Genomic DNA, 18,754 nt, shown 5'->3' on the forward strand with positions numbered 1-18,754 from the left:
GCGATAATAATTTACAGGAATAGATATGGTCACGATTTACGGCATCAAGAACTGCGATACAGTCCGCAAGGCTCTTAAATGGTTCGACGCGAAGGGGGTTGAGAATAAACTGCATGATTTTCGCGCCGATGGCATTGATGCCAAAACAATCGAAGGCTGGCTTGGTGAAGTCGGTGGTGCCGTTCTGATTAATAAACGCGGTCCGAGCTATCGCAACCTCTCGGATGCTGACAAGGCAACGCTTGAACAGGGTGGTGCAGCCGCCGCTGCCATTCTTGCTGCCAATCCGACCGTGATCAAACGTCCGGTGGTGGATTTCGGTACAATCTGCACGGTGGCTTATGATGAAAAACGCTGGGCTGAACTGGCCGGTCTTTGAGGATGTCTGACATGACAAAGCCGATTGTTCGGGGTGTCATTTTTGATTGTGATGGTGTCCTGGTCGATACCGAAACCCTTGCTTGTCGTGTTCTGACCGAACAGCTGTGCGAATATGGCTGCGACATGGACATGACCAAGACCCATGATCTGTTCATTGGCGGAACCCTTGCAATGGTACCGCCAAAGATGAAAGAACTTTTTGATATTACCTTGCCGGATGACTGGCTTTCGGAATGTTATCAGCGCACATTCGTTGCCTTTCGCAATGATCTTGAACCGTTTGCCGATCTGGCACCAATCCTTGATCTTCTGGATCATCACAACATCCCGATGGCGGTTGGCAGCAACGGACCGCATGACAAGATGGATGTTTCACTGGGCAAGGTCGGGATCAAGGATCGTTTCGGTGACCGGATCTGTTCGGCACATGATGTCGCAAATGCCAAACCGCATCCGGATGTCTATTTGCTTGCTGCGGAAAGGATGCGTCTGCCGATCACCGAATGCATCGTTGTCGATGATAGCCAGAATGGTGTTCGGGCGGGGGTGGCATCCGGGGCGACAACAATCGGGCTTGTCGACATTACACCAGCCAGTTACCTGAGTGATGCCGGTGCACATTTCATCGCCAATGATCACCGGGAACTTCATGATTTGCTTAAAAGTTGGATTGCCGGGCACTAGGTTCTGACAGGTTTTCAAAACCAAAGCGGGTCATCTTGTCTTGGTAAGGTGACCCGCTTTTTTGTTCAAAAGACCACGTTATTCGCCGATGACGATCCCTTCGCGTCGGGGATCGGCACCGCCGATCAATCCGCCGCCGGTGATCATAATGGCGTGAATGCCGGAATTGAGGTCCTGCACACTGGTTTTGTAACCAAGTGCTTCCAGCTCGGGTTTCAGGGTTTCGGCAGATGTCCCGGCCTCGATGTCAAAGGTGCCAAAGCGATTGACAAGGTGCGGCATGCTGATCGCTGCTTGCGGATGCATTTTCCAGTCGATCATCGCGATGATTGACTGTGCGACATAGCCGATAATCCGCGATCCACCAGGTGATCCCGTGACGATGACCGGTTTGTTGTCTTTCATGACAATGGTTGGTGCCATCGAAGAACGCGGACGTTTGCCCGGTTCAAGCCGGTTGGCAATAGGAACGCCTTCCTTGTGACTGCGAAACGAGAAGTCGGTGAGCTCGTTATTGAGCATAAAGCCGTTAACCATCAGCCGAGAGCCGAAGCCATTCTCGATTGTCGTCGTCATCGAAACCACATTGCCATATGTATCGACGATGGAAAAGTGGCTGGTACTTGGGAACTCGATAGCCTCGTCATCAGCAAGGTTCATTGCATGACTAAAGGATGGCATGCCTGCATCCACACTCTCAAGTGCTGTGGTGCTTTCAAGCAGCTTTGCACGCTCAGCCAGATAGGTTTTATCAAGCAAACCGGTCAGCGGCATCGGTACAAAGTCGATATCGGCCATGTACCGCCCGCGATCAGCAAAGGCGAGGCGCGACGCATCACCAATCAGGCGCCAGCTTTCAGCAGAGTCGGGGCCAAGTGATGCAATATCAAACGGCTCAATAAGGCCAAGGATTTGCCCGACGGTCAGTGCACCCGACGATGGTGGCCCCATTCCGCAGACGTCATAGCCACGGTAATCTGCACAGACCGGCTTGCGTTCCCTGATCTGATAAGTGGCAAAATCACGCAGCGACAGAACACCGGGGTTCCAGGTTGCACTCTTGACCTTGTCAACGATGTCACTGGCAATTGTTCCGAAATAGAAATTTTTCGTACCGTTCTGCGCAAGGTCACGCAAGGTTGATGCATAGTGCGGATTTCTGAGCAAAGTCCCGGCCGCAAGTGGCGCACCAGCATCATCAAAGAAGTAGCTTTTTGCCGTAGGATCGCGAGACAGCTTTTCCTGATCGGCAGGGATCAGGGATGCCAGACGCTCCGAAACTTCAAATCCGTTATCTGCACGGGTGATCGCGGGGGAAAGCAAAGCGGGCCATTCCAGTTGACCCCATTTTTCATGTGCGGTCTTGAGAAGGGCCGGGGTTCCCGGCGTGCCGACCGATCGTCCGCCGACGACGGCGTCATAGAATTTAAGAGGTTCCCCGTTCTCATCCTGAAACAGGGTGGGGGTTGCATCCATTGGTGCCGTTTCGCGGCCATCAAGGGTGGTCAGCGTGCCGTTTGTCGCATCGTAATACACAAGAAAAGCTCCCCCACCAAGGCCGGAGGATTGCGGTTCGACAAGTCCAAGCATTGTTTGGACGGCAACCATGGCGTCAATTGCGTTTCCGCCCTGACGCAAAATGTCTGCACCGGCCCGGACCGCAAGGGGATTGGCTGCGGAAATCATCCAGTTTTTTGATTGAACGGAGCTGCGAAGGGCCGTTTTTGTTGTGCTATTTTCTGGTGCAATTGCATCTGTTGCCTGCTGGGCACTTGCCGATGCTGCACCAAACGAAACCAGACCGACAAACGCGACGGCCCAAAATGCAGTGGAATTCCTGATCATGTGGGGCATGTCATCAACCTTTGTTCTTGTTAAGGTTGATCATGCTCCCAGAAAAAACACGCAATTGAAAGCCATCGTTTGATGCAATGCGTAAATCAGAAAACGGGAAATTACCCGTCAGGCGGCAGTCTTGTTGCCTTTACTGCGCTGCTGGCTGACCAGTTTGACCTGAAGCCATTCAAGCATGGTGTCGGCAACCTGCTCCCAGTTCTTATCAAGCATCATTGCGTGATGGATATCGTCAACAAGCGCGTAGTCCGCATGGTATCGTTTGGCTGTGTGATGGATCAGTTCACTTTGGATGATTTCGTCATCGCGGGCGCCGATCACGAGCATAGCCGGTGCCTGTTCCGGTGACAAAAAGATCGGATTGGCTCCCATCATATCGAGCAGTGCTCTTTGACTTTCAGTTTCAAGCCGACCGAAATAGATCATGCCTTCGTCTTCGGCAATATCAGGCGACAACATCGCGCGTCCGAGACGTTCACGCAGGAAAGTATGGGGCCCGATGGCTTGAAGCCATGCCATATGGAAATAAAGGTCCGGTTGCGCCATTGCCATCATTGCATTGCTCGCAATAAGGCCTTCCGGTGGAACGGACGCCATCAGAATAGCGGCCTCGGCACTATGATTTTCAAGATATTTCTGGATGATATAACCACCCATGGAATGACCGATCAGAACCGGCGTCTGTCCAAGCGTATCGACCACTTCTTCAAGATCTTCGACATAATCATCGATCGAGGCCAGACTGCGCAATTGTCTGCCACCACTGCCGCCATGTCCGCGCAGGGAAAACGAGACAGTTTCAAATCCCTTTTCGGCAAACCAGGTCAGGAAATGCTCGTTCCAGCACCAGGCACCGGTAAAGGCGCCATGGACAAAAACAAGCGGATGTTTGCTTTTTGGTTTGCCCGTCGGACTGCGACGGAAAATTTCCAGTTCTGGACTCATGATAGGTCTCCTAAAGGAAACAGGACCAGCGTTCGAAAAGTCATGGTGGAAAATTCTGAGATCATGTTCGCACATGCAGCATGGTTGTGTCTATCATGATGTGTCATTGGGTGAGCGTGCTGCAAGAGATTGTCAGTCGGGGGTTGTTTGCTTATGATTGCGCGCGGGACAGCAGAGTCATAGCAGGGCAGCGTAAAAGTTGCCGGTTTGCATAAAAACAACAGCGCAACAAAAAGCACGGGTTCATGATTAAATTATCTGTCGTTGGCATTTTTGCCGACCTTGACGAAGACGCTCTTGGGGACGTTGAACGTCATATCAATCGCAAGACATATGCTGCGGGTACCCAGATTATTGAACCCGAGGCGGACAGCTCCGACGTTTATCTGATCCTGTCGGGCAGGGTGCGTATTGTGAACTATTCGCTTTCCGGTCGTGAAATCACGCTTGAGGAAATCGGTGCCGGGGGATGTGTTGGTCAATTGTCGGCAATTGATGGTGAACCACGATCAGCTTGTGTGTTTGCAGTCAGCAATACCGATGTCGGTATTCTTAGTCCGTCAAATTTCGAGAAGGTCGTTAAAAACCATCCGTCTGTAGCCTGGAATGTGATTACCGAGCTGGCGCGTATTGTGCGCACCTCGACCCGACGTATTGTCGATGTCAGCACGCTTGGCGCGAACGAGCGCGTCATCGCCGAAATTCTGCGTCGCGCCCAAAAGGTTTGCGATAATGACGGAGCAGCAATCTTGGCCCCGGTGCCGGTTCATTCCGAAGTTGCCGGCCGCGTCAGCACCTCGCGCGAGACCGTTGCGCGCGTCATGGGAAGTCTTGCGCGCAAGGGGTTGGTGACCAAGGAAGATAACGGGCTGCATGTTCCTGATGTTCGTCGCCTTGAAGAGTTTCTAAGTGAATCCATTCACTAGAATTGGCAAAACACCGGCCAATAAAACTCTTCCGAACCTGAAATGTTGCCAAATGAATGATATTTTTGGGGAATTGTGACGGCTGTCACAGAATTGGGAAATATCCAAAGGTACTAATAATCTTGTGACGAGCATTTCGATGGCTCGGCACATCTCCCCCAAGAGAGTTTACTGGCCGTACTTTTTAGTACGGCCATTTTTTTGCGTTTTCGCATGGCGATACCAAGCATCGCGGATTAGTCTGTGCCCATATTTCAAATGCATATCGCAGAAAGAGGACCGGGCAATGCGATTATCGATAATCATGGCTGGATTGAACGGCGCCATGGGGGTGGCCATCGGGGCATTTGCGGCCCATGGGATGGCAGGAAGCGAAATGGACTATGCCAGAAGCCTTGTTGAAAAGGGTGCGCACTATCAGCTTGTTCACGCTGTTGCGCTGGCCGCTATTGCCGGATTGGTTCACCATGTCCCGGACGAGAAGTTTTTGCGGTTCGCTGCCTATGCCATGCTCGTCGGCATCCTGTTCTTCTGCGGGTCGCTCTATGCCATCGCCTTTAGCGGAGTGACGCTATTTGGAGCTGTTGCACCGATTGGTGGTCTGTCATTCATTGCGGGCTGGCTGATGCTTGCCGCTGCGGGCTATCGTCGTTTCGGTCGATAGACAGGCAAGAGGGGGCTCAAAGCTCGTTTCCATGGCGCACAGATAAAAAAAAGACGTGTCCCGAAGGACACGTCTTTTTTTTAATCTTCCGGTAATCAGATTCCGAAGAACCAGATTACTTCATTTTCGCTTCTTTGAACACGACGTGCTTACGCACGACCGGGTCGTACTTGCGAAACTGGAATTTCTCGGTGGTATTCCGCGGGTTCTTCTTAACAACATAGAAGTAACCGGTATCTGCGGTGCTTACCAACTTTACGAGGATCGAAGCGGGCTTCGCCATGTCTCTGCATCCTGTGTTCAGGTGTATCTCAGGCGGCGGAACATAAAGGTTATCGCCAGAGTGTCAAGCCATTTTGGCAAAAAAGAATGCATTTTTAATTTGCATCAAAAGTATCGGCGATTTCCTGTTGTCCGACAAAGGCGAGATTCTTGTAATCAGGGCTGTTTTTCAACAATTCCAATGCTACTTTGACGTCAAATTCTTCACTGCGATTGCTTGCCGGACAAACATTGCGAAGTTCACGGCGGTTTTTTTCGTCGCGGTAATCAAGGCTCCGCCATTTCACCATCGTACCGGCCGTCTGATCACGCTGCGAAAGGGCGGTCGAGACCTGATGCCCTGGTGTGTCATCTTCACCCGACTGCGTGCAGATGGCCGGGAAAAGACCGATTCTGTCAAATGTATAGCCAGACGGGGCTGTCATGCGTGACCAGGTAAAGGTAAGGGTGCCGTGATTGGGCAAATCATTGATGGCCTGAACCGATCCCTTGCCAAAGCTTGTTGAGCCAACCAGAACAGCACGGTTTCTGTCCTGAAGGGCTGCGGCAACCAGCTCGGCCGACGATGCGGTTCGCCCGTCAATCAAAACGATCAGTGGTGCCCCCTTGGTCAAATCATCTGTTTCCGCCCGGAAGGTATGACGTGCTGCGGTGACGCGTGAAAATGTATTGCCAATCGGTCCGTTCTCCAGAAACAGATCGGCAACAGCAACACCCTGTTGAAGCAACCCGCCACGATTTCCGCGCAGATCAAGGATGACCCCCTTGAGCCCGCCGTCATAAAGCTGCGCCTTGAGGATATTGTCCCCCAAAGTGCTTGCCGTTGCACTGTTAAAGCTGGTCAGACGGGCAATCAGGATGTTGTCCCGGATTTCTGCAAAAACCGTCCGGTCAATCACACGTTCGCGGACGATTTCCATCGGAGTAATAGTCCGGTCACCGGCAGTATTCACGTCAATGATCACTCTGCTGCCTTCCTCGCCATGAAGCAGCTCGGCAGCATATTGGCTGGTCTTGCCATACATGTCTTCGCCGTTAACCGTAACGATCTGGTCCCCGGGATGAAGGCCTGCCTTTGCAGCCGGGCTTTCGGGATGAACAAGTTTCACTACCGGATAGCCGTCACCACCGATCAGGCGAATTCCGATACCGATATAGCCATCGCGGCGATTGCGGGCTGTTTCGGCCTGTTTGGGGCCTTCGTAGCGGCTGTAGCGGTCCAGATTGCGGATGGCACCGCTGACAAGGGCAGCCTGTACGTCAGATGTCTGGCTGTTGCGCAAAACTGGGGAATAGGCCCGATAGGTACCAAGCCCGCGCAGGGTGATTTCGGACCAGATCTGGGTGCCTTCGGCACTTGTCTGGTCATAGTTGGTCTGCGGCAGGGCAATGGTCTGAACCGTTTTGCCATCATATTGCAAAACGAGGTCATCAGGGGTGATGCCGACACGGATGTTGTCATCAATTTCCGAAAGACCATCAAGCGTATTGACCAGAATTTGATCGCGACTGATGGGATCAATGTAGCGCGTGGCGACCAGTTCGATGGTCTGAGTGACGAGTTCGCGTGTTTGCGGATCGTCAGGGGCAGTTATCCCTGCCACCTGAGAGGTGCCGCAAGCTGCTTGTAACAGACAAAGACCAAGCGTAGCCCCGATACGCCGCCACTGGCTTAAGCCGTTATTCAAGGGGAGATAATCGATCCGGGGCAGGCCAAAGATGACCAAGCGAAACATCCGATCAGTTCATAAAAGCCAACACGCCTAATTCTAAGCGAAAAGGTGCGTAATAGCCAATGGCTATCCTTTGATGCGCATTGCCCATTGCGTGCCGAGAACAGCACCCTTGATAAATGGCAGGAAGCCTAGGCACAGCAATACTGTGGCAGGAAGCCAGATGGACAATTGCATCAGAACGGACGGCTTGATGGATTGCTCCATCATCAAGACGCCAGGCACAACGATATGGCCGACCAGAAAAATAGTGAAATAGGGTGGGGCATCATCACAGCGATATTCGCCTATCGGGTGGCTGCAGACATCGCATTCCGTACGCAGCTTCAGATATCCGCCAAAAGCCAATCCATGTCCGCAATTGGGGCATTTACGGCGAAATCCGCGACGCAGACCAAGCAAAAGACGCTTTCCGCTGTCGGTCGGTCCTGACATGTTGGCGTCAGTGTCGTGATGATCAAGGGGGTTCGGGGTATTGTGGGGCTCGGTCATTGGGCGTGAAACTCCTTTTTCGTTCCTGCCTGCACTTGATCCGAAGGGCAAAAAAGGGCATTGAAACGATATACCATCATCATGATGTTCAAGAGCGCAAGCAAGTGAAATCGTCCCTTTCAATTCACCCTATGGGCGACTTTGTGGCTTTTGACCATAAATGAATACCTGCCAAAGGAGTGCCCAATGGGAAATGCAGACGCCATCGTTGCCGGCCTGAAACAGGACTTCATTGAGGACACTATCGAGCGTATTGATCGCATTGAAACCACGATTGACCGGGTTGCCGGCGGCATGGATGAGGCCGCCGCAGGCATTGCCGAGCTGCGTCGAGAAGCCCACACGGTCAAGGGGCTTGCCGGATCATTCGGTTTCCCACTGGTCGGCGCAATTGCCCATCGACTGGAAGACTACATCGCCGAACTCACCGAAATTGATGACCTCGAAGCTGCATCGCTGGTCGATTTTACCAGCTGGATTCGAGAAATCATCGAAAGTGGGACCAATCCGCCCGCAGATGAAGAAACACGTATTTTGCGATCCTTGCCGACGCGGAGTGCGAAAGCAGACGATGTCGACGTAAAATCGGCCGTCGCAGTTGCCCAGGACAAGGAAGTCTTGCTTGTGACAGCGACCACAGTTCAGGCGCATTTTCTTCAACGTGAATTGCGCGAGAAGGGATTCAGGACGATCACCGCCCGCACCGCAGTCGAGGCCTTTCAGACGGTGGTACAATCGCATCCGGACGCTGTGATTACAGCAGCCGTGCTTGATGGGCTAAGTGGCATCGAACTGATCCGTGCGTTGGCTGCAATGAAAACCCTTGCGGACAAGAAGCTTGGCCTGCTGACCAGTTTTGATGCTTCGCACCCTGATCTCGAAGGATTGCCGGGAAATGTTGCAATCATTAATAACCGGGGCAAACAGACAGCGGAACATCTGGCGAAATTCATTGAAACAATGATGTAGTCACACGCCACAGGATCCGGGCGTGAAATGCAAAAGGGCGGCCAGTTGGCCGCCCTTGTTATATCTCTGGTGTATCTGACTGTGCTGTTATTGCGGTTTGTCACCGCGTTTTGAAGCACTTCGGGCTACCCGGCTGGACGCCACCAGTTTGCGTTGCTTTTTAGGTGTCGTTTTTTTCTTGCCACCTGCTTTGCCCTTGGACTTCGTCGCTGATGTCCCGTCGGGGCCGGTCGCCCCGCGCGGTCCCGAACGGAATCCGGGCTTGCTTCCATGGCGATGACTACGCTCGCCGGGGCTTCCGCCACGATGCTTGTTCTGACCGCGTCGTCCACGCGGGCGTTCGACCAGATCGCGTGCAGTGATATCAGCATGTTCTGCCAAACGCAGGGCCAGTGACCCGGTTGCCGCGTCCGCATCAGCAATGCGCACAACGACCGTGTCGCCAAGCTGGAACCTCTTGCCGCGGTTCTGTCCGACAAGTGCATGACTTGCCGCGTCATGGACATAGTAGTCATCGGGCAGGGTGGAAATCGGTACCAGACCATCCGCACCGGTTTCATTCAGTGAAATGAACAGACCAAAATGCGTGACACCGGAAATCTTGCCGGGGAACTCGGCACCGACCTTGTCGGACATATAGGCGGCAACATAACGATCAACCGCGTCGCGTTCGGCCATGGCGGCCCGACGTTCGGTGCCCGAAATGTCTTCGCCAATCTGTTCGAACCGTTCACCTTCTTCGGGCGGCAATCCGCCTTCGCCAAGTTTCAAACCTGCAATCAGGGCACGATGGACCAGAAGGTCGGCATAACGGCGGATCGGGGATGTGAAATGCGCATATTTCTTAAGAGCAAGGCCAAAGTGCCCGATATTATCCGGGCTATACATGGCCTGTGACTGGCTACGCAGGACGACCGTGTTGATCAGTTCCGCTTCGGGGGTGTCCTTGGCCATTTCAAGAATGCGGTTGAAGTCACGCGGACGCAAAACCGATGCCTTGTTTAACTGATAACCAGCACCTTCAAGGAACTCGCGCAGGGCTTCAAGCTTTTCCTCGCTGGGGGCATCATGGATACGATACATGCAGGGTTGCTTGATGCGTTCAAGTTCCTCGGCGGCACAAACGTTGGCCGCAATCATGAATTCTTCGATCAGCTTGTGACTGTCAAAGCGCGCACGTGGTGCTATGGCCACGATCTGGCCTTTGTCATTCAGCTCGATCTTGCGTTCCGGTACATCAAGTTCCAGAACCCCGCGATGTTTGCGGGCCTCAAGAAATGCATGGAAAGCACCATAAAGCGGTTTGATGATGGTCTCGACGAGCGGACCTGTGGTGTCATCGGGCTGCCCATCCATCGCGCGCTGGACCTGATCATAGGTCAGGCGGGCGGCGGATTTCATCATACCGCGGCAGAATTTATGACGTAGCTTGTGACCATGTTTGTCCAGCCACATTTCGACGGCCATACAGCCGCGATCTTCATGCGGGACAAGCGAACACCAACCATTTGAAAGCTCAAACGGCAACATCGGGACGACACGATCCGGGAAGTAACAACTGTTGCCGCGTTTGACGGCCTCGCGGTCAAGCGCATCGCCAGGTCGGACATACCAGGACACATCGGCAATCGCGACCATGATGTGCCAGCCACCCTCGTTTTCCGGGTCACTGTCGGGTTCTGCCCACACAGCGTCATCGAAATCGCGCGCATCGGCACCATCAATGGTGACCAGCGGGATATCGCGAAGGTCGGTACGTTTGCCAAGCGGTGTGGCCTTTGATTCGCGCGCCTGAAGTTCGACTTCGGGCGGGAATTCAAAGGGAATACCACGCGCATGGATGGATACAAGGCTGATGGACTTTGGTTCATTGATATTGCCAAGAACCTCGGTGATACGGCCTTTGCGCAATCCGAAATGTTTGCCCGGCAGAATTTCCGTCAAAACCAGTGCGCCGGTTTCAAGATCGGGATGATCGTCAAGCGGGACTGCGATCTCACCGCTATCCTTGCGGTCTGTGGGTACAACGCGACCTTCGCGCTCATTGGGGCGATAAAGACCCAGGACGCGCTGTGGGCCGCTTCCAAGGACCCGCATGATGCTGGCTTCATAGGTCTGCTTACCGGTATAGCGCAGCTTGGCCAGAATCTTGTCGCCGATACCCGGGGCACTCGGGCCACCACGACGGATCGATTTCACGACGATCTGGGGCGGGTCGTAATCGTGCTTCCAGACATTCGGCCTGGCAAGAACCTCGCCATCATCGTCAATGCCGGTAATTTCCAAAACCTCGACCGGGGGCAGACGGTCAGGTTTATCAAACCGTCTGCGGCCCTTGACCACATCGCCTTCAATTTTCAGGTCTTTGAGGATCTTCTTAAGCTCAATCTTGGCTGCGCCCTTGATGTTAAAGGCGCGCGCAATTTCGCGCTTGCCGACCGGGGTCGGGCTCATATCGATGAATTCGATAATTTCTTCCCGGGTCGGGAAGTGCTTCTTGTCTTCTGTATCGTTCGCCAACGGTGCGGCGTCCTTTCAATCATTAACCCCTGAAAAGGAAGGCGGCGATTAATTCGCCGCCGCCTTTTTCGTGGTTGTCTTCTTTGCTGCGGGTTTCTTTGCAGCTGTTTTCTTTTTCGCGGGGGCTTTTTTTGCCGCCGTTGTTTTGGTTGCCGTTTTCTTGGTCGCGGCTTTGGTTGTCTTGCCGGACTTGGCTTCCTTTTCCTTGATGGCCTTTATCGCCATTTCAAGGGTGATATCGTCACGTTCGACATCGCGAATATTGGCGATGGTCTTTTTGTGTTTCACAAACGGACCCCAGCGACCGACTGCGACAAAGATCGGCTCATTGTCATCCGGGTGCTTGCCGATTTCAGTGCCCGACTTTTCACGTTTATCCGCGATCAGGGCAATGGCACGGTTTTCACCAATAGTCAGAACGTCATCGTCAGCCTTAAGGGATGCAAAGATGCTGCCTGCCTGCACGTAAGGGCCAAAACGGCCAACGTTGGCTTTCATTTCATCGCCGGTATCGGGGTAAATCCCGACAACACGTGGCAGGGTCAGAAGTTCTTCGGCCTTGGTCAGGTCAACAACTGACGGTTCCAACCCTTTGGGAAGGGACGTCCGTTTCGGTTTGACCTTTTTGGGTTTACCGTTCTTGCCTTCGACTTCTTCTTCCTCGCCAAGCTGAACGTAAACGCCATACGGACCTTTGCGCAGGGTGATTTCCTTGCCGGTTTCCTTGTCGATCCCAAGTACCTTGGGGCCGGAATCAAGTTCGGAATCGCTACCATTTTCATTGGCAACCAGCGGACGCGTAAAGTTGCATTCCGGATAGTTCGAACAGCCAAGGAACGCCCCGAACTTGCCAAGTTTAAGGCTTAGCGTACCGTCGTTGCATTTCGGGCATTTATGCGGGTCTGAACCGTCTTCACGGGTCGGGAACAGATAGTTTTCAAGCATCACCTGAAGCGCATCAAGCACGTCAGTGATCTTGAGTTCCTTTGCCTCGTCCACGTTGCCTTTGAACGATTTCCAGAAATCCCTGAGAACATCTTTCCAGGCCAGATTACCCATCGAGATTTCATCAAGCTGGTTTTCCAGATCAGCCGTGAAATTATACTGCACGTAACGTTCAAAGAACTTCGACAGGAAGGCCGTTACAAGACGGCCCCGGTCCTGTGCAACAAAGCGGCGACGTTCAAGCAACACATAGTTGCGATCCTGAAGGACCGAGATGATCGAGGCATAGGTCGACGGGCGACCTATGCCCAGTTCTTCCATCTTCTTGACCAGGCTCGCCTCGGTATAGCGGGGCGGGGGTTGGGTGAAATGCTGATCGATGCTGACTTTGCCAAGGTCTGGTTTCTGACCTTCCTTAAGCGGCGGCAGGCGACGATCATTTTCGTCCTCGGCCTCGTCATCCTTGCCTTCCTGATACAGCTTCAGGAAGCCGTCAAATTTGACGACAGAACCGTTTGCGCGAAGAACGACATGGTTGTCATTTGATGACAGATCAACCGCAACCTGATCAAAACGGGCATCTTCCATCTGACAGGCAACGGTACGTTTCCAGATCAGGGTGTAAAGAGCCAGCTGGTCCTTGTCGAGATGACGAGAAACCTGATCAGGGCGACGGAACAGGTCGGTTGGGCGGACAGCTTCGTGGGCTTCCTGCGCGTTTTTGGCCTTGTTGGCAAAGCTGCGTGCGCTTGGCGGCAGGTAAGCTTCGCCATAATCCTTGGCAATCAGGCGACGGGCCGCTGCCAGTGCTTCCTGTGAAAGAACCACGGCGTCGGTACGCATATAAGTAATCAGACCAACGGTCTCGCCGCCGATATCAACACCTTCATACAGGCGCTGGGCCAGCTGCATGGTGCGTTTCGCTCCAAAGCCAAGCTTGCGCGATGCTTCCTGTTGCAAGGTGGATGTGGTGAAAGGTGGCTGTGGACGACGTTTGACGTCCTTGCGCTCGACCTTTGAAACCGTGTAGTTGCGGCTTTCGACTTTTTCCTTGGCGATTTTGGCCGCATCTTCATTGCCAAGTGCCAGCTTATCAAGCTTCTCGCCATTCAGATGGGTCAGGCGGGCCGTAAAATTACCTTCCGGAACGGCAAAGCCTGCTTCCAGTGACCAGTATTCGTCGGGTTTGAAGGCTTCGATTTCGATTTCGCGTTCGCAGATCAGGCGCAGCGCAACAGACTGCACACGTCCTGCCGACCTGGAGCCGGGCAACTTGCGCCACAAAACCGGCGAAAGGTTAAAGCCTACCAGATAATCAAGTGCACGGCGCGCCAGATAGGCGTCGACCAGTTCCTGATTAAGTTCACGTGGATTGGCGATTGCGTCGGTCACGGCTTTCTTGGTGATCTCGTGGAATACGACGCGATGAACATCACGCCCGCGGAGCAACTTCTTCTGCTCGAGAACTTCAAGAATGTGCCAGGAAATGGCTTCCCCTTCGCGATCCGGGTCAGTCGCGAGATAGATGGTGTCGGAGTCACGTGCAGCAGCTGCGATCTCGCGGATCTGCTTTTCAGAACGCCCGTCTGTTTCCCAGACCATCGAAAAATCGTTGTCGGTATCGACCGAACCGTCTTTTGACGGCAGATCGCGGATGTGACCGAAAGAGGCCAGCACCTTATAATCGTCGCCGAGATATTTGTTGATCGTCTTGGCTTTGGCCGGGGATTCGACGATGACAAGATTCATTACGTTTTTCGTGTCCGGTTCTTGCGCCCGAAGGCGATATTTATGTTGTGCTTAAAATGACCCGAATGCGTGAGACACATATATATAGTGTCTGTGTATTTCAGATCAGATTGCGCAAATTGCAGCAAATCACAACAATATTTATCGCGCCACATTTCGACGCGACTCTCATTTGGCGATACGCGATACCCTATTTCCGGGGTGACGTTCAACCCTTCCTGCAAGTTCAAGCTCAATCAAAATCGTAGAAACATGGTTTGCAGACATATTTGATGTACGAATTAGCTCATCAACCAGCAGGGGGGATGTGGACAGTAAATCAAAGATTTTCTCCTGATCATCAGAGGCCGGATCGGATGAATGTGTTTTTGACATTTTATGTTCATTCTCAATATGTTGGCCGGATTTTTGAACCGGTAAGGTTTTGGCGTCACGTTCAAGTGACGCGATGATGTCCTCATAGTCAGTCGGGGACGCATCTGTATCGGGAATGCGACCCTCTGTGTTGAAATGATGAAATCCTTCGAAAAGATGGATGTTTTTTTCTGCCTGACGCAACGCATCAAGAATTACGTCAACAGAGTCGCATAAAATTGCGCCATCGCGGATCAGGCTGTTTGGCCCGGCCGCACGCGGGTCGGTTGGTGAACCGGGCACGGCAAAGACGTCACGCCCCTGATCCGCGGCAAAACGGGCGGTAATCAGGGACCCTGAATTGCGTCCGGCCTCGATAACGACAGTTCCGGCAGATAGACCCGCTATGATCCGGTTGCGTCTTGGGAAATGGCGCGCCTGTGGTTTTAAGCCTGGCGGCATTTCGGAAATGACCAGTCCGCTTTGGCAGAGCTGTTCATAAAGTTCCTGATGTTCGCGGGGATAGATGACATCGACACCACCCCCAAGCACTGCGATTGTTCCTCCGGCGTGATCACCGGTGATGCCAAGTGCCGCACTATGGGCTGCGCCATCAATGCCGCGTGCCATCCCGGATGTGACGACATATCCGGCTGAGACAAGTTCATGGCTGATCTTGCGGGCGAAACCGCAACCGTTTGCCGATGCATTGCGTGCACCGACGATCCCGATGGATGTTTTCCCTAAAAGTTCCGTTCGCCCGATTGCATAGAAATAGGGTGGGGCATCTTCAATACGCGCCAACAAAGCAGGATATTCCGGGTCACCGAAAATGACTGGTTTTGCGCCACAGGCCTTTGCCTGATCAATTTCGGCAATGGTGTCCTCACGGCTGGCGAGTGTGATTTTTCGGCTATTGGCGGATTGCCGGATGATTTCAGGCAAAACTTCGATGGCCTCACGCGCAGAGCCAAAGCGTTCAAGCAGTTTGCGAAAGGTAACCGGGCCAATATTGCCACTGCGCGCAAGCCGCATGCGGGCAAGGCGTTCTGATTGTGCTAATCGTGCCGGTTGTTGATCACTTAAATGCATAACGCCCGGATTGTGGTCATCCGGGCGTTGCTTCGTCAAGCTATTCGAAAGGACGGCTCAGTTTTCCGGGGGCGCGCTATCTTCTTCTGACTGTTTCTTTTTCTGACCGATCTTGGGTTCTTCACCGCGCAAAAGACGCCCGATATTGGCATGGTGTGCTGCCCAGACAATGACTGCCAGAAATACGCCAAGCCATCCGGCACCGGGATCGTTTGCAATGAAAAATGCAGCAAGCGGTGCGGCAATCATCGCAATCAATGCCGACAGCGATGAGATGCGGAAAATCAGCGCCATAACAAGCCAGGTCAGGGCCGCACAAAGCCCCATGATCCAGTTGACGGCTGCAAGGGTGCCAAGCGTGGTGGCAACACCTTTGCCGCCTTTGAAACGCAACCAGATCGGGAACATATGCCCGATGACGGCGGCGCCACCGGCAAATATTCCCTGTTCAACACCTGCCAGATGAGTGAACAGAAGGGCTGCAAAGGCACCTTTGCCTGCATCGCCAATCAGGGTCATGAATGCCAGACCCTTGCGACCGGTACGCAGAACGTTGGTTGCGCCAATATTGCCCGATCCGATTTTGCGAATGTCCCCAAGACCCGCCATACGTGTCAGAACCAGCCCGAACGGGATGGAGCCCAGCAAATAACCACAAACCGTGGCGATCTGCAGCGACATCAGCATGGCCTTGTAGCCTTCGTCGAGTTCCATATCAGGCGCCTTCCTTGAAGATTTCGCGGCCATCAATCAGGGTGCGCAGAACACGACCCTGTGTAAGGCGACCATCAAATGGTGAGTTTTTCGATTTCGAATGGAACTGATAAGGATCGATTTTCCACGGACGATCCGGATCAAATACCACCAGATCGGCCGGTGTGCCTTCGGCCAATGTTCCGGCACCCTTGATGCGTACCAGTTCTGCCGGAATACGTGTCAGCTTGGTGATGACCTCAAGAAGCGACATGTGGCCGTTGTGGTAAAGTTCCAGTGAAATCGGCAGAAGTGTCTCAAAGCCCACCGCACCGGCAGCAGCCTGTGCAAAGGGCAAGCGTTTGGAATCGGCATCTTGCGGATTATGGTCCGATGCGATGGCATCAATGGTGCCATCGGCCAGTCCGGCCACAATCGCCTGACGATCATCTTCTGAACGAAGTGGCGGGGACAGTTTGGCAAAGGTGCGATAATCCGATACCGAGTTTTCATTCAGCGCGAAATAGAATGGCGCGGTGTCGCAAGTCACCTTAAGGCCGCGTTTCTTGGCCTTGCGGATGACTTCGACCGATTCACCTGTCGAAATATGTGCAAAATGAAGTCTACCGCCTGTCATTTCGGCCAGGCGCAAGTCGCGTTCGATTTGCATGACTTCTGCAAGCGGCGAAACACCTGACAGACCAAGACGGGTGGCAAGCTCGCCACTATTCATCGAAGCCCCCGTGGAAAGTTCGGGTTCTTCGGGGTGCTGCACAATCATGCCATCGAAAAAGGCGGAGTAGGACAGGGCCTGACGCAGCAAACGCGCACTGGCGATGGTTTTTACACCGTCACAGAATGCTACTGCACCTGCCTGATGCAGAAGGCCCATTTCGGTAATTTCCTTGCCTTCGATACCTTTGGAAACGGCACCATAGACAAAGACCTTTGCCAGCCCGACCTTGCGCGCACGGCGTGCGATGAACTCGACACCGGCAACATCGTCAATCACCGGATCTGTATTGGGCAGGGCGATGATGGTGGTAACGCCACCAATAGCGGCTGATTTACCAGCCGTCTCAATGGTTTCCTGATGCTCGAAACCCGGTTCACGGAGCTGGGCGCGCATGTCAACCAGACCGGGGGCCAGGCAGGCACCACCAAGATCAACGATCTCGAACCCTTCGGGCACAGTATCCTTTGTAATGTCGGAGCCGGATTTGATGATGGTGTCATCTTCGATCAGAAGGCCGCCCGGGCCATCGGTCTGGGCGGCCGGATCAAGAAGGCGAGCATTGATAAGGGCCTTTTTGCCTGCGCCCTTGGCGCGAATAGCGGGGTTCATGCCTGACCTCCCAGCTTTCTGTGGTTCTGCACAAGCAATTCCAGCGCGGCCATACGTACGGCAACTCCCATTTCGACCTGTTCGCGGATCACGGAACGTTCGACGTCGTCGGCAACTTCACTATCGATTTCAACGCCGCGGTTCATTGGACCGGGATGCATGATGAGTGCATCGGGTTTGGCATTGGCAAGCTTTGCCCGGTCAAGACCATGGAAATGGAAATACTCGCGCACAGACGGGATAAAGCTTCCTTCCATGCGTTCAAGCTGAAGACGCAACATCATAACGATATCGCAATCCTTCAAACCTTCTTCCATGTCATGGAAAATCTCGACACCCATGCGGTCAATCTTTGACGGGATAAGGGTTGGCGGAGCGACCAGACGCACACGCGATCCCATGGTGTTGAGCAACAGAATGTTCGAACGTGCAACGCGCGAATGCGCAATATCACCGCAGATCGCAACGTTCAGACGGTGCAGACGTCCCTTGTGGCGACGAATGGTCAGTGCATCAAGCAGGGCCTGTGTCGGGTGTTCGTGGCGACCGTCACCGGCATTCAGAACTGCACAATTGACCTTTTCACTCAGCAGTTTGACAGCGCCACTATCGCCGTGACGAACGACAAGTGCATCCGGGTTCATGGCATTCAGCGTCATTGCGGTATCAATCAGGGTTTCACCCTTTTTGACCGAGCTGGTCCCGACCGTCATGTTGATGACATCCGCGCCCAGACGTTTGGCGGCAAGCTCAAACGATGTCAGCGTGCGGGTGGAGTTTTCGTAAAACAGATTAACAACCGTGGCACCTGCCAGAATATTGCTGGTCTTGTCAGCAGAACGGTTCTTTTCCGCGTAATGCTGTGCCCGATCAAGAATAAGGGTGATTTCCCCGGGGGTGAGACCCTCGATGCCGAGGAGGTGTGGGTGCGGATAGTGATCCGCCGCTGGTCCCATGACGCTCATGGCGTTGCACATTTCCCTTGGATGGTCTGGAAAAATTTTCGCGCGGAGCATAGCGAATTGCCCCTGTCACGAAAAGTTAAATATTCCAAACCTTGCCCCGAAGATGCGAAGGTTTTCCTGACTGATCGGTCAGGTTTTCGGCGTGGTCAAGAATTGTGAGA

The 18,754-nt window shown here is 53.4% G+C and carries 16 protein-coding genes; 5 read left to right on the top strand and 11 right to left on the bottom strand.

The annotated features are described in order from the left end of the window. The first annotated feature begins 25 nt into the window (after window positions 1-25). Both WA318_RS09810 and WA318_RS09815 read left to right on the top strand, forming a co-directional pair. Window positions 26-379 (top strand): ArsC/Spx/MgsR family protein, encoded by a 354-nt coding sequence (locus tag WA318_RS09810; RefSeq protein WP_336080753.1) that lies wholly within the window; start codon window positions 26-28, stop codon window positions 377-379. An 11-nt stretch (window positions 380-390) separates the two neighbouring features. Next, window positions 391-1,065 carry an HAD family hydrolase gene (locus tag WA318_RS09815; RefSeq protein WP_336080754.1) on the top strand — a complete coding sequence of 225 codons (675 nt, stop codon included), beginning with the start codon at window positions 391-393 and terminating at the stop codon, window positions 1,063-1,065. 78 nt (window positions 1,066-1,143) lie between these two features. Here the strand turns inward: WA318_RS09815 and ggt are convergent, their stop codons facing one another. Both ggt and WA318_RS09825 read right to left on the bottom strand, forming a co-directional pair. Continuing rightward, entirely contained in the window at window positions 1,144-2,910 is a 1,767-nt protein-coding gene (ggt, locus tag WA318_RS09820; protein WP_336080755.1) for a gamma-glutamyltransferase, read from the bottom strand. 117 nt (window positions 2,911-3,027) lie between these two features. Then, entirely contained in the window at window positions 3,028-3,864 is an 837-nt protein-coding gene (locus tag WA318_RS09825) for an alpha/beta hydrolase (RefSeq protein ID WP_336080756.1), read from the bottom strand. Window positions 3,865-4,109: 245 nt separating this feature from the next. Here WA318_RS09825 and WA318_RS09830 point away from each other — a divergent pair, with 245 nt between their 5' ends. Both WA318_RS09830 and WA318_RS09835 read left to right on the top strand, forming a co-directional pair. After that, window positions 4,110-4,790, top strand: a complete 681-nt coding sequence (locus tag WA318_RS09830) for a Crp/Fnr family transcriptional regulator (protein ID WP_336080757.1) — start codon at window positions 4,110-4,112, stop codon at window positions 4,788-4,790. Window positions 4,791-5,094: 304 nt separating this feature from the next. Beyond that, a complete protein-coding gene (locus WA318_RS09835; protein WP_336080758.1) occupies window positions 5,095-5,454 on the top strand; it encodes a DUF423 domain-containing protein in 360 nt (119 codons plus the stop codon). Window positions 5,455-5,569: 115 nt separating this feature from the next. On the opposite strand, the gene rpmG is transcribed toward WA318_RS09835, so the two are convergent. From rpmG to WA318_RS09850, 3 genes are all read right to left on the bottom strand, one after another. Further along, complete coding sequence (rpmG, locus tag WA318_RS09840) at window positions 5,570-5,737, bottom strand: 50S ribosomal protein L33 (protein WP_008890790.1); 168 nt, start codon at window positions 5,735-5,737, stop codon at window positions 5,570-5,572. A gap of 94 nt (window positions 5,738-5,831) precedes the next feature. Next, window positions 5,832-7,472, bottom strand: coding sequence for a S41 family peptidase (locus tag WA318_RS09845; protein WP_336080759.1), 1,641 nt, complete (start codon window positions 7,470-7,472; stop codon window positions 5,832-5,834). A 63-nt stretch (window positions 7,473-7,535) separates the two neighbouring features. Then, window positions 7,536-7,961: a DUF983 domain-containing protein gene (locus tag WA318_RS09850; protein WP_336080760.1), complete on the bottom strand. Its 426-nt coding sequence runs from the start codon at window positions 7,959-7,961 to the stop codon at window positions 7,536-7,538. Between the two features lie 186 nt (window positions 7,962-8,147). Here WA318_RS09850 and WA318_RS09855 point away from each other — a divergent pair, with 186 nt between their 5' ends. Then, complete coding sequence (locus tag WA318_RS09855) at window positions 8,148-8,930, top strand: Hpt domain-containing protein (protein WP_114097690.1); 783 nt, start codon at window positions 8,148-8,150, stop codon at window positions 8,928-8,930. A gap of 87 nt (window positions 8,931-9,017) precedes the next feature. Here the strand turns inward: WA318_RS09855 and rnr are convergent, their stop codons facing one another. The 6 genes from rnr to WA318_RS09885 form a co-directional block, all read right to left on the bottom strand. Beyond that, entirely contained in the window at window positions 9,018-11,450 is a 2,433-nt protein-coding gene (rnr, locus tag WA318_RS09860) for a ribonuclease R (protein ID WP_336080761.1), read from the bottom strand. Window positions 11,451-11,498: 48 nt separating this feature from the next. Further along, on the bottom strand, window positions 11,499-14,144 hold the full coding sequence (topA, locus tag WA318_RS09865; protein WP_336080762.1) for a type I DNA topoisomerase: 2,646 nt from the start codon (window positions 14,142-14,144) through the stop codon (window positions 11,499-11,501). Window positions 14,145-14,312: 168 nt separating this feature from the next. After that, window positions 14,313-15,533 (bottom strand): DNA-processing protein DprA, encoded by a 1,221-nt coding sequence (gene dprA, locus WA318_RS09870; protein ID WP_443082638.1) that lies wholly within the window; start codon window positions 15,531-15,533, stop codon window positions 14,313-14,315. A 114-nt stretch (window positions 15,534-15,647) separates the two neighbouring features. Continuing rightward, entirely contained in the window at window positions 15,648-16,304 is a 657-nt protein-coding gene (plsY, locus tag WA318_RS09875; RefSeq protein WP_114097694.1) for a glycerol-3-phosphate 1-O-acyltransferase PlsY, read from the bottom strand. A 1-nt stretch (window position 16,305) separates the two neighbouring features. Next, window positions 16,306-17,628, bottom strand: coding sequence for a dihydroorotase (locus WA318_RS09880; protein WP_336080763.1), 1,323 nt, complete (start codon window positions 17,626-17,628; stop codon window positions 16,306-16,308). Next, entirely contained in the window at window positions 17,625-18,584 is a 960-nt protein-coding gene (locus WA318_RS09885; RefSeq protein WP_336081485.1) for an aspartate carbamoyltransferase catalytic subunit, read from the bottom strand. Before WA318_RS09885 ends, WA318_RS09880 begins: the two co-directional genes overlap by 4 nt. Window positions 18,585-18,754: the final 170 nt, after the last annotated feature.

The sequence above is a fragment of the Thalassospira sp. CH_XMU1448-2 genome (assembly GCF_037027285.1).
In the GTDB taxonomy this organism is placed as follows: domain Bacteria; phylum Pseudomonadota; class Alphaproteobacteria; order Rhodospirillales; family Thalassospiraceae; genus Thalassospira; species Thalassospira profundimaris_C.

What these genes read in the sequence shown, in the direction of transcription:
- plsY (WP_114097694.1), bottom strand. Translation starts at nt 16,304, where the DNA reads ATGGAACTCGACGAAGGCTACAAGGCCATGCTGATGTCGCTGCAGATC.
- WA318_RS09830 (WP_336080757.1), top strand. Translation starts at nt 4,110, where the DNA reads ATGATTAAATTATCTGTCGTTGGCATTTTTGCCGACCTTGACGAAGAC.
- WA318_RS09880 (WP_336080763.1), bottom strand. Translation starts at nt 17,628, where the DNA reads ATGAACCCCGCTATTCGCGCCAAGGGCGCAGGCAAAAAGGCCCTTATC.
- WA318_RS09835 (WP_336080758.1), top strand. Translation starts at nt 5,095, where the DNA reads ATGGCTGGATTGAACGGCGCCATGGGGGTGGCCATCGGGGCATTTGCG.
- dprA (WP_443082638.1), bottom strand. Translation starts at nt 15,533, where the DNA reads ATGCGGCTTGCGCGCAGTGGCAATATTGGCCCGGTTACCTTTCGCAAA.
- rpmG (WP_008890790.1), bottom strand. Translation starts at nt 5,737, where the DNA reads ATGGCGAAGCCCGCTTCGATCCTCGTAAAGTTGGTAAGCACCGCAGAT.
- WA318_RS09845 (WP_336080759.1), bottom strand. Translation starts at nt 7,472, where the DNA reads ATGTTTCGCTTGGTCATCTTTGGCCTGCCCCGGATCGATTATCTCCCC.
- WA318_RS09850 (WP_336080760.1), bottom strand. Translation starts at nt 7,961, where the DNA reads ATGACCGAGCCCCACAATACCCCGAACCCCCTTGATCATCACGACACT.
- WA318_RS09885 (WP_336081485.1), bottom strand. Translation starts at nt 18,584, where the DNA reads ATGGGACCAGCGGCGGATCACTATCCGCACCCACACCTCCTCGGCATC.
- WA318_RS09815 (WP_336080754.1), top strand. Translation starts at nt 391, where the DNA reads ATGACAAAGCCGATTGTTCGGGGTGTCATTTTTGATTGTGATGGTGTC.
- WA318_RS09855 (WP_114097690.1), top strand. Translation starts at nt 8,148, where the DNA reads ATGGGAAATGCAGACGCCATCGTTGCCGGCCTGAAACAGGACTTCATT.
- ggt (WP_336080755.1), bottom strand. Translation starts at nt 2,910, where the DNA reads ATGATCAGGAATTCCACTGCATTTTGGGCCGTCGCGTTTGTCGGTCTG.
- WA318_RS09825 (WP_336080756.1), bottom strand. Translation starts at nt 3,864, where the DNA reads ATGAGTCCAGAACTGGAAATTTTCCGTCGCAGTCCGACGGGCAAACCA.
- WA318_RS09810 (WP_336080753.1), top strand. Translation starts at nt 26, where the DNA reads ATGGTCACGATTTACGGCATCAAGAACTGCGATACAGTCCGCAAGGCT.
- topA (WP_336080762.1), bottom strand. Translation starts at nt 14,144, where the DNA reads ATGAATCTTGTCATCGTCGAATCCCCGGCCAAAGCCAAGACGATCAAC.